The sequence below is a fragment of the Streptomyces sp. P5F9 genome, assembly GCF_057961495.1.
This window is the reverse complement of sequence record NZ_JBXVPZ010000328.1, coordinates 1-10,867: the sequence shown is the minus strand read 5'-3', so window position 1 is coordinate 10,867 and position 10,867 is coordinate 1. Positions and strand designations below refer to the sequence as shown.

General features: G+C 70.9%; 7 protein-coding genes. 2 read left to right on the top strand and 5 right to left on the bottom strand.

Annotated elements, in window-relative coordinates; translation table 11 throughout:
* From AC31A1_RS36520 to tnpA, 4 genes are all read right to left on the bottom strand, one after another.
* Positions 1-3,461, bottom strand: a 3,461-nt coding sequence (locus AC31A1_RS36520; RefSeq protein WP_489657422.1) for a type I polyketide synthase, incomplete at its 3' end; no start/stop codon positions are given.
* The gene (locus tag AC31A1_RS36515) at positions 3,458-5,200 is read right to left on the bottom strand and encodes a fatty acyl-AMP ligase (RefSeq protein WP_489657421.1); all 1,743 of its coding nucleotides are present in this window, start codon (positions 5,198-5,200) and stop codon (positions 3,458-3,460) included. The genes AC31A1_RS36515 and AC31A1_RS36520, both read right to left, overlap by 4 nt.
* A gap of 71 nt (positions 5,201-5,271) precedes the next feature.
* Complete coding sequence (locus tag AC31A1_RS36510) at positions 5,272-6,807, bottom strand: acyl-CoA carboxylase subunit beta (RefSeq protein WP_489657423.1); 1,536 nt, start codon at positions 6,805-6,807, stop codon at positions 5,272-5,274.
* 295 nt (positions 6,808-7,102) lie between these two features.
* A complete protein-coding gene (gene tnpA, locus AC31A1_RS36505; protein ID WP_489657420.1) occupies positions 7,103-7,555 on the bottom strand; it encodes an IS200/IS605 family transposase in 453 nt (150 codons plus the stop codon).
* A 2-nt stretch (positions 7,556-7,557) separates the two neighbouring features.
* Here tnpA and AC31A1_RS36500 point away from each other — a divergent pair, with 2 nt between their 5' ends.
* Positions 7,558-8,838: an RNA-guided endonuclease InsQ/TnpB family protein gene (locus tag AC31A1_RS36500; protein ID WP_489657419.1), complete on the top strand. Its 1,281-nt coding sequence runs from the start codon at positions 7,558-7,560 to the stop codon at positions 8,836-8,838.
* A gap of 86 nt (positions 8,839-8,924) precedes the next feature.
* A complete protein-coding gene (locus AC31A1_RS36495; protein ID WP_489657418.1) occupies positions 8,925-9,278 on the top strand; it encodes a hypothetical protein in 354 nt (117 codons plus the stop codon).
* Positions 9,279-9,450: 172 nt separating this feature from the next.
* On the opposite strand, the gene AC31A1_RS36490 is transcribed toward AC31A1_RS36495, so the two are convergent.
* Positions 9,451-10,737: a glycoside hydrolase family 125 protein gene (locus AC31A1_RS36490; RefSeq protein ID WP_489657417.1), complete on the bottom strand. Its 1,287-nt coding sequence runs from the start codon at positions 10,735-10,737 to the stop codon at positions 9,451-9,453.
* Positions 10,738-10,867 lie beyond the last annotated feature (130 nt).

Below are 10,867 nucleotides of genomic sequence, written 5' to 3'. Positions count from 1 at the left end.
GGCTGGGGGAGGGGCCGTACGGAGTCGATGAGCACGACGAGTTCGACGTCCCGTCCGGCGGCGGTGAGTTGGCGCGCCGTCTCCTGCGCCACGAAACCGCCGAAGGACCAACCAGCCAGCACGCAAGGCCCGTTGGGATGCGCGGCGGTGATCGCCTCGGTGTAGCGGCGGGCCTTCTCGGAAACGGTGTGGGCGTCCTCGATCCGGTCCAGTCCGTGCACCGGCCGGTCCTCGCCGACGCGTTCGCCGAGTGCGCGGTAGACGTCGGTGGTCCCGCCCGCGGCGTGGAAGAGGAAAAGAGGAGGGAGATGGGATGGCGTGTCGGTCAACTGACCTATCCGTTCCGCCACTTCGGCCACTGTGACGGCGTCGAACAGATCGCGCAGGTGCAGCTCGACACCGAAGTCGCGTTGCAGGGCGGTACGGATGCGGACGGCCACGAGGGAGTCCAGGCCGAGGTCGGTCAGCGCCGTGGTGGGGGTGATACGGGCTGCCGGGTGACCGGTGACGGTGGAAATGTGGCGGCTGACGCGGGCGGTCACCGAGTCTTCGGCGTTCGGGGCGGGCTCGGCCCAACGGTGGGCTGCGGGCGCTGTGGCGACGGGAGTTCGGCCGTCGGTCCACCAGTACCGGACGTGCCGCCAGCGCGGTGCCGGGAGGTCGATGACCCGGCCGGACGGTAGGGGCAGGTTCAGTCCCGCCGCGTACAAGGCCCCCAACTCCCTGAGAAACGCGGCGGATCCGTCCGCGTCGCGGCGCAACGTGCCGACAGTGACGGCGCCGGGCACGTTGTCGGCGATGGACCTGGCCAGGACCGGGTGCGGCGAGATCTCCACGAAGGCGGTGTGACCGTCCGACGCGGCGGCTGCGAGGGCACGGTCCAGGCGTACCGGCCGACGCAGATTGGTGGCCCAGTGATCGGCGTCGAACTCGCAGGCCCCGCGCGGGTCGTGGAGCACGGTGGAGTAGACAGGGACGCGTACCGGCCGACCCCGGACATCCGCGAGGGCCTCGGTCAGTCCCGGCAACAGCGGGTCCACCTGAGGTGAGTGTCCGGCGCCGACGACCCGCATGACCCGGGCGGCCCGCCCTCGCTCCTCCAGTCGGCGCACCAGGCGGGCGACCGCCATCTCGTCACCGGTGACGACCTTCTGCCGGGGCGAGGAGTGGACGGCGACGTACACACCCGGGACGTCCCGCTCCAGGGAGGGAAGTTCACCGTCATCCAGGTCTACGACGGCCATCGCGCCCCCGTGCAACTGCCCCAGCAGCCGCGCCCGTACGGCGACCACCCGGGCCGCGTCCGCCACATCCAGCGCGCCCGCGCAGACGGCGGCGGCCACCTCGCCCAGGGAGTGGCCGATCACGGCGACCGGCTCGACGCCGTACGACCGCCACAGCTCGGCCAGCGCCAACTGGAGGCAGAACAACACGGGTTGAGCGACATCCAGGCGGTCGAGATCCCCGGCGGAGGCCAGGTGCTCGTGGAGGGAGAAGCCGAACACGTCGGAGACCTGCGCGTCCAGCTTCTCCACGGCGGCGGCGAAAGCCGGTTCCTCCAGGAGCAGTTGACGCCCCATGCCGGTCCACTGGCTGCCGTATCCGGAGAACACCCAGACCGGACCCCGCCCCACGAGATCACGGTCACCTGTCACCACTCGCGCATCCGGGCTGCCGCCTTGTGCCAACGCGCCCAGCGCATCCGCCAGTTCGCCCCCGTCGCGCGCGACGACCGCAGCGCGCACGGGCCCACGCCCCGCGCGTCCCGCGAGCGTGCGCGCCACGTCGGCCGGACGGGCGGCGCTCCCTTCGGGCGTACGGAGCCACGTGGCGAGGCGGGACGCGGTGTCTCGGACCCGCTCGGTGTCGACGTCGGAGAGGAGATGGAGGCGCGCGCCGGACTCTTCCAACGGGGGCAGGGCGGGCCGCCATTCCTCCAGTACCGCATGGGCGTTGGTGCCGCCGAACCCGAAGCCCGAGACGCCTGCGGTGGCCGTACCGCCGTAGCGGGGCCAGGGTTCCGGCTCGGTGACCACGCGCAGCCGTGTGTCGTCGAGGGTGTTGCCGTGCAGCGACGGTGGGACGAGGTCGTGGTGGAGCGCGAGGACCGTCTTCACCAGGCCGGTGATGCCCGCCGCGGATTCCAGATGACCGAGGTTCCCCTTCACCGAGCCGAGCAGCAACGGCTGTTCGGGGTCACGGCCGGTGCCCAGCACCGCGCCGAGCGCGCCCGCCTCGATCGGGTCGCCGAGCGGGGTGCCGGTGCCGTGCGCCTCGACGTAGTCGATGTGGGCCGGGGTGAGTCCGGCCCGTGCGTACGCGGTGGTCAACAGGGCTTGCTGGGCAGCCGGGTTGGGGGCGAGCAGGCCGTTGGAACGCCCGTCGGAGTTGACGGCGGTGGCGCGGATGACCGCGAGGACACGGTCGCCGTCCCGTTCCGCGTCGGACAGCCGCTTCAGCAGCACCGCCGCGCAGCCCTCACCGCGGCCGATGCCGTCGGCCACCGTGGAGAAGGGCTTGCAGCGGCCGTCCGGGGCGAGCGCGCCCGCTCGTTCGAAGGCGACGCCGACGACGGGGGAGAGGAGGACGTTGACTCCGGCGGCGATCGCCGTGTCGGTCTCGCCCGTGCGGAGGCTGACGCAGGCCTGGTGCACGGCGACCAGGGAGGACGAACAGGCCGTGTCCACCGCCATGTTGGGGCCGCGGGTGTCCAGGACGTACGCCAGTCGGCCCGCCGTCACGCTGAGCGCCGCGCCCGCCGGGGCCCAGGGGTCGACGGCGTTCGCGTCGGCGCCGGTGAGCTGTCCGTACTCCGGGGCCGAGACGCCGACGTAGATGCCGGTGGCCGTGCCCGCGAGGGCGGTCGCGGGGACGGCCGCGTGGTCGAGGGTCTCGCGGACGACCTCCAGGAGGATGCGTTGCTGGGGGTCCATCACCGCGGCCTCGCGCGGAGTGATGCGGAAGAAGTCGGCGTCGAACCCGGCGATGTCGTCCAAGTAGCCGCCGTGCAGCGGTGTTTCGGGAGGCGGGTACGCCGTGAAGTCGGTCCATCTGTCCTCGGGGACACGTCTGATCGCGTCGATGCCGTCGAGCAGCAGGTGCCAGTAGTCGGCCGGTCCGCGCACCCCGCCGGGTAGCCGGCAGCCGATCCCGATAACCGCCACGGGCTCGCCCGGCGCCACAGCAACAGGGGCGCCCTGTACGGCAATTGGCGTGGCCGTACCGCACACCCGGTCCACCAGCGCGTCCACGGTCGGCGCCTCCCACAGCAGGGTCGTCGGCAACTCGTGGCCCGTCAGCGTGGACAACTCGCCCGCCAGCACGACCGCTTCCCGTGAGGACATGCCGAGGTCGGCCAGGGGGCGGTCCAACGGGACGTCCTCGACAGGGGTGTTGTTCCACTCGGAGACCCGTTCCGCGATCCGGCCGCGCAGCAGCGCTCTCGTGTCGGTGGCCGTCATACCGCGGTCTCCGCCGTGTAGGCGCCCTCCAGGTAACGGGTGCGGGTCAGGGCCCGGGACACCTTGCCGCTGGAGGTGCGGGGCACGGTGCCCGGTGCGACGAGGACGACGTCGGCGAGGCGTAGCCCGTGCCGGGCGGAGACGGCCGCGCGTACGGCCCGCGCCAGGGCCGGTACGTCGATGTCGACGAGGCTGGTCGTGCGCGCGTGCTCGGCGACGAGCACCACCCGCTCGCCCGTGCCACCCGGCACCCCGAACGCGGCGAGCCGGTCGCGTCGTACGGCGTGATGCGCGTCCTGGGCGGTGGCCTCCACGTCCTGCGGGTAGTGGTTGCGGCCGTCGATCACGATGAGGTCCTTGAGCCGGCCGGTGACGATCAACTGCCCCTCCAGCACGGTCCCGAGGTCGCCGGTGCGCAGCCAACTGCCCGGCGCGTCCTCGCCGAGCGTGGCGCCGAAGACGCGCTTGCTCTGCGCGGAGTTGTTCCAGTAACCGCGCCCCACATTGGGACCCTGCACCCAGATCTCCCCGACCTCGCCCTCGACCAGCACGGCGCGGGCGACCGGATCGACGATGCGCACGCGCTGCCCAACCGGCGTACCGCAGGCGGCCAGTAGCACGGCTCGCGGGTCATCGGGCCGTGCCGGCAGGGCCTTTCCGGCGGCGAGCGCGTCACGGTCGAGGGCGAAGCGGCCGAGCGGTCGGCCGGGCCGGGCGGCGCTGACGAAGACGGTGGCCTCGGCGAGCCCGTACGACGGGCAGTGGACCTCCGCCGCGAGCCCCTGCGCGGCGAACGCGGCCTGGAAACGGTCGGCGGTGCCGGGCCGGACGGGTTCGCTGCCGTTGATCAGCGCGGCGACCCCGTCCAGCCGCAGCCCCTCCTTCTGCGCCCCGGTGACGGCGGAGGCGCAGTAGTCGTAGGCGAAGTTGGGCGCGGCGCTCAGCGCCTGCGGATGCGCGGCCAACAGCCGTAGCCAGCGCACCGGTTCGTGCAGGAACGCGGCCGGGTCCATGAGCACCGACAGCAGGCCGCGTACGACCGGGGCCGCGACGCTGAGCACCAGCCCCATGTCGTGGTAGAGCGGCAGCCAGCCCACGCAGGTCGTCGGGTGCGCGTCGGCACCGTAAGCGGCGAGCGCCTGGCGGGCGTTGGCGACGACGTTGGCGTGCGTGATCTCGACGCCGGCCGGAGTGCGGGTGGAGCCGGAGGTGTACTGGAGGTAGGCGGTCGCGGCCGAATCCGGCGCGGGCGCCTGCCAGTTGAGGGCAGCGGAGTCCGGTACCCGGTCCGCCGCGAGGACGGTGACCTGTGCGCGCTCGCAGAAGTCCGTCACCTCGGGCAGAGCGCGTTCTGTGGTGACCACGATGGACGGGCGTGCGTCCCCCAACACCCCGACCAGACGGTCGCCCTGCCCCGGCAGGCCGGGTGGGTACAACGGGACGGCGACCATCCCGGCCGTCAGTGCCGCAAGGAAACCGGCGACGTAGTCCGTGCCCTGCGGACACAACAGGGCGACCCGCGAACCGGGTTCGGCGTGCTCGGCGACCCGCGCGGCCAGTGCCCGTACCCGCAGATCCAGCCGCTGCCAGGTGAGAGTGCGGTGCACACCACGGGAGTTGGGGGCTGGATGGTCGACGAACGTGAACGCCCGGCGGTCCGGGGTGACTTCGGCCCAGTGCCGCACGTACTCGGGCAGAGTCCGGTACGCGGGGGCGAGCGCGGGGCGGCGGCTGTCCATCGGGCGTGACTCCTCACATCGCGGAACATCGCGGTGTCGGCTGACGAGGGTGAACGAGGTGAACAGGGCGGTCAGAGCGGGATGTTGCCGTGCCGCCGCTCCGGCATCGGGGCGCGCTTGCCGCGCAGGGCGCGCAGGGCGCGGCTGACATGGGCGCGGGTGTCGCGCGGCGCGATCACGTCGTCGACGTACCCGCGCTCGGCGGCCGGGTACGGCGTCCCGTGCGTGGACTCGTACGCGGCGACCAGATCGGCCCGCAGAGCCTCCGGGTCGGCTGCGGCGGCGAGTTGGCGCCGGTGCAGTACGCCGACGGCACCCTCCGCGCCCATGACGGCGATACGAGCGGTGGGCCAGGCGAGATTGAGGTCGGCGCCGAGATGCTTGGAGCCCATCACCGCGTATCCCCCGCCGTAGGCCTTGCGCACGACGACGGTGACCTTCGGGACGGTCGCCTCGGCGTACGCGTAGAGGAGTTTGGCGCCGCGCCGGATGATGCCGCCCCGCTCCTGGCGGACGCCGGAGAGGTAACCGGGAACGTCGGCGAAGGTCAGCAGCGGGATGCCGAACGCGTCGCAGAACCGTACGAACCGCGCGGCCTTCTCGGAGGCGTCGATGTCGAGGACACCGGCGAAGTGCAGCGGCTGATTGGCGACGACCCCGACACTCGCCCCCTCCACCCGGGCCAGCGCGCAGATGATGTTCGGCGCGAACAGCTCCTGGACGTAAAGGAGTTCACCGTCGTCGACGACCGCGTGCAGGATGTCCCGCATGTCGTAGGCCTGTCCGAGCCGGTCGGGCACGATTCCGTCGAGCGGCCCCCCGTCGGCGACGGAACCGGGCGCGTACTCGGGTGGCCGCTCCAGGTTGTTGGCGGGAAGGTACGAGAGCAGGTCGCGTACGGTGTCGAGCGCGTCGCCCTCGTCGGCGGCGAGGAAGTGGGCGTTGCCGTTCACGGAGTTGCTGGTGCGGGCGCCGCCCAGCTCCTCGGCGGTGGTGCGTTCACCGGTGACCGCCTCGATGACGTCGGGGCCTGTGACGAACATGTGCGAGGCGCCGTCCACCATCACGGTGAAGTCGGTGATGGCGGGGGAGTAGGCGGCACCGCCCGCACACGGGCCCAGGACGACGGAGATCTGCGGGATCACCCCGGACGCCTTCACGTTCCGGCGCACCAACTCGGCGTAGAGAGCGAGGGAGTTGACGCCCTCCTGGATGCGGGCGCCGCCGGAGTCGTTGAGGCCGACGACCGGGCAGCCGGTCTTCAGGGCGAGTTCCATGAGGGCCACGGTCTTCTCACCGAAGGCCTCGCCCATGCTGCCGCCGAAGACCGTGGAGTCCTGCGCGAAGACGCACACCGGCCGTCCGTCCACCGTGCCGTACCCGGTCACGACCCCGTCGCCGTAAGGGCGTTGGGCACCATCCCCGATCGCCCGCGCCCGCACGAACCCGCCGGTCTCCGCGAACGAGCCCGCGTCCAGCAGCCGTTCGACGCGCTCCCGCGCACCGAGAGCGCCCTGTCTTCTCGGCGCGGCCGTGGCAACTGCCTGTGCCCGCCGGTGTTCCAGATCGCCGATGCGTCCGGCGGTCCCGTCCGCCGCGGGTGTCACTGCCGTCAGGGATGTCGTCGCCTCTAGCGTCACAGCCACCTCCGAAGTGGTTCTCGAATATGGCAGCGATTCGGGAGCGGACCGAGGGATCGCCGTTCTGTTTGCGGGAGTTGAGTCCCGGGAGGCGGAGGTTCGTCCTGAGGTGACAAGGGAGTGACGGTCGGCGGCTCCGCACGCTAGGCGGCTGCGGTCCAGACCATCAATGTGGTCATGCCGTCGTTTGCGTCGGGGATGAGGGCCGCCATCTCGGGACTGTTCTGACGGTGCGTGTGGGCACGGGCATGCGCTGATTGCGTCAGCTCATGGGGTGCTGCTGGTCTTCGATGTACTGGCGTACGACGGTCAGGGGTGCTCCGCCGCATGAGCTGGCGAAGTAGGAGCCGGACCAGAAGTGCCCACCCCACAGATACCTGCGGACGTGGCTGTCGTACTCCTGGCGCAGGCGTCGAGAGGAGACGCCCTTGAGGCTGTTGACCAGTTTGGAGAGCTGGACCTTGGGCGGGTAGTGGACGAGGAGGTGGACGTGGTCCTGTTCGCCGGTGAACTGCTTCAGTTCGGCCTCGAAGTCCGTGCAGACCTCGCGCATGATCTCCTCCGTGCGGGTCAGCATGGCGTCGGTGAATGCTCCCCGCCGGTGCTTGGTGACAAAAGCCAAGTGGACATGGAGGCTGTGGACGACGTGACGGCCCGTGCGCACATCAGGGTTTGGATTCCAGCGGTGACATAAACCAATACCGTATAGTGTCATCCATGAGTGATCGCGGCGTGGGGACACGGCAGTTCGGGCACCGTGCCCGGCTTGCACTGCCCCCTGCCATGGCGCTCAAGGCTGACAGCCAGGCGCACGCGGCCCGCGCGATGTGGAATCTCCTGCACGCCTGGTGGCAGATGATGCCGAAGGAGAAGCGGACTCTCGGACAGGCGGACGCCGCGATCCGCCAGGCCCGCCAGGACATCGATTTTCTCGCCGTCCTTCCTGCTCAGGCCGCCCAAGCGGTGCTGAAAACCTATTTTCAGGCGTGGAAGAACTGCTGGGACGGCCGAGCGGACGCCCCGAACTTCAAGGCCCGTTTCCGCACTGCCCTGACCGTGGACGTGCCGCAGGGCCGGGATTTGAACATCGTCCGTGTCCACCGCCGGTGGGGCATGGCCACCCTGCCGAAGATCGGCCGTGTCCGGTTCCGCTGGACCAAGAACCTCCCCGTCGGCAAGCAGGCCGACAAGGAGAATCGGATCACCGGCGCCCGGCTGGTCAAAGACCCGCTCGGCTGGCACATCGCCTTCCGTGTCCAGGTCCTGCAACCACAGCCTGAACCCCACCAGGGGCCGGAAATCGGCATTGACGTCGGCATCACCGTGCCCCTGGCCTTGTCCGACGGCGAGACATACGAGCACGGCGAATGGCTGACCGTCGGGGAGCAGGCCAGGCTCCTGGATCTTGAGCAGCGCGCCGCCCGCCGCAAGAAGCACCGAAAGCCCGGCGAACGCACCTCTCGTCGCCTGCACCACACCTACGACCAGATCGCAGGGCTCCGCGCGAAAGCCAAGCGCCGGGCACTGGACTGGCAGCACAAGACCACCGCCAAGATCGCCGACACATACGGTTCAGTCGTGGTGGAAGCACTCCAGATCACGAACATGGTCAAGTCCGCAAAGGGAACCGCGGACCAGCCAGGCAGGAAGGTCGCCCAGAAGTCCGGGCTGAACCGCTCGATCAGCGGGGAGGCGTGGGGCCGCACGGTCACCCTGCTGACGTACAAGCTCGCCCGCCAAGGCGGCACTTTGGCCAAGATCCCCGCCCAGGGCACTTCCCGGCGCTGCTCCGCGTGCGGCTTCATCACGCCCGGCAGCCGGGAGACCCAGGCCCTGTTCGTGTGCAAGAACCCCGACTGCGGATGGACTGGCAACGCCGACCACAACGCGGCCCGCAACATCCTGCACCTGTACCGGATGGGCCACGCGCTCGTCCCGGCTGCCGGGAGGGCAGTCGTCAGGCGCGCGAAGCGCGTCAAGCCCGCTGCCGCAAGGTAAGCAGGAATCTCCCGGCTTCAGCCGGGAGAGCACTTCAAGAGTCGCAGAACAAGGTCACCTTCCAGCACGTCGTCTACGACGCGGCGGTGGGCATCGGCGTCCACCTTAGGTACGGCACGGCAGCCGCGACGAACCTCAAGTTCGACGACATCGACATCGAGCGGCTCAGCTACAAGAACGACGACAACCGGACCTGGCTCGCCATGATGACCGGCAACACGGCGGGCATCGGCCCGATCACCGGCGTCACGATCTCCAACGTCCGGGTCCGCAACGCCGGTGTGACCGCCGCGCGCATCAACGGCCTTCCTGGCGCGCCCATTTCAGGTGTAGCGCTGAGCCACATCGTGATGCCGGGCAGCACGAGCGGGGCGGCCACCCTGAGCCAGCTGAACCTCACCAACCTCTCGGACTACGGCACCCTCACCATCACGCCCTGAGCTCGGACGGTCAGGGGTGTCGCTCTCCAGGGTTGGGCCCACACAGCACGGCGGGCTCCTCCGGGTGCGGGAGGGTGATGGTTCGGGCGCGGCGTACGGATCCGGAACGGGCCGCCTGGCAACGGGAGTCAGCCGCCCAGGCCCCGTTCAGGCCTCGACGGCTGACGGGACGTCAGGAAGGTGTGCTTCCCGCGTCCGGTGCCACCGGCAACGCCCGAGGATGCACCGGAAACAGATGCCGCACCCCGCCCCCGCACACCTCCAGCGCAAGCTCGCAGAACATCGCGTTCGCCCACCCGAACCAGTCCCGCGTGAACCGGCTCGGCGCGTCGACATGGAAACTCTCATGCATCAGGCCGGTACCGGCGGTGGTGGCGGCCAGGGTTTCCAGGGCCCGCGCCGCCTCGTCCGCGCTGCCGGTCAGGCCGGCGGTGGCGATCGCCAGGGGCCAGATGTGGCGGTCCGGCGTGTGCGTGCTGCCGATACCGGACGCGTAACTCCCGCTGAAGTAGGAGGGGTTGGCCTCGGACAGCGCGAAGCGCCGGGTGGCCCGGTACAACGGGTCCTCCGGCGCGCACCAGCCGCTCAGCGGAAGGCTCAGCAGACTCGGAAGGTTGGCGTCGTCGCACATCAACGCCGCGCCGAGGCCGTCGACCTCGTAGGCGAGGACGGAAGCGCCGTCGACCTCGGTCACCGCGTGGGCCAGGATTCCGGCGTCGATCTCGTCGGCCAACCGCCAGCATTCATGGGCGAGTTCGGTGTCGTCGAGGACCGCCGCCGCCAGTTCGGCCAGGCCGTGCAGGCTCGCCGACGCCAGCGCGTTGGCCGGGATCAGATAGCCGTGGGTGCACGCGTCGTCGCTCGGCCGGAAGCCCGACCACGTCATCCCGGTCCAACCGACCGGCGCACCACGGCCGTTGAGGGGCAGGCTGTCGCCGGCGAAGGGGCCGGACGGCCGGACGAACCGGTAGGGCCGGTGCGCGTGGGACTGCTCGGCCCGCCACAGCCGTACGATCAGCCAGGCGGCGCGGTGGAACGCCTCGTCGAGATGGTCCTCGCGGCCCGTCGCCCGGCGGAGTGCGTACGCGAGCTGCAACGGCGCGCAGAGGGAGTCGAGTTCGTACTTGCGCTCCCACACCCAGTCGCCCGGCGTGGGCAGATCGCCGGGTTCGCCGTGCGCGCCGGTGGGGCCGTCGTTGAAGGCGTTGGCGTACGGGTCGAGCAGGACGCAGCGGATCTGGCGGCGCGAGACGGCGGCAAGGACGTCGCCGACCTCCGGGTCCGTGGCCACGGCCAGGTAAGGGCGGACCTGCGCCGTGCTGTCCCGCAGCCACATCGCCGGGATGTCGCCGGTCTTCACGAAGACCTCCGACGACGCGTCCGATACCCCGGCCACCAACCCGTGCGCCGGACCGCCCGACAACCCGGCCGCCAACCCGTGCGCCGGACCGCCTGACACCCCGCCCGACACCCCGTGCGCCGGACGCCTCGGCAATCCCCCCGACATGCCATCCGACACGCCGCCCGGCAGATCGCTCGACAGCCCACGCGACGGACGGTCCGGCAATCGACCCGCCGGACCGTCCGGG

Excerpts from the sequence above, each read along its gene's own strand:
- AC31A1_RS36515 (WP_489657421.1), bottom strand. The coding sequence starts at position 5,200 with ATGGACAGCCGCCGCCCCGCGCTCGCCCCCGCGTACCGGACTCTGCCC.
- tnpA (WP_489657420.1), bottom strand. The coding sequence starts at position 7,555 with ATGACACTATACGGTATTGGTTTATGTCACCGCTGGAATCCAAACCCT.
- AC31A1_RS36500 (WP_489657419.1), top strand. The coding sequence starts at position 7,558 with ATGAGTGATCGCGGCGTGGGGACACGGCAGTTCGGGCACCGTGCCCGG.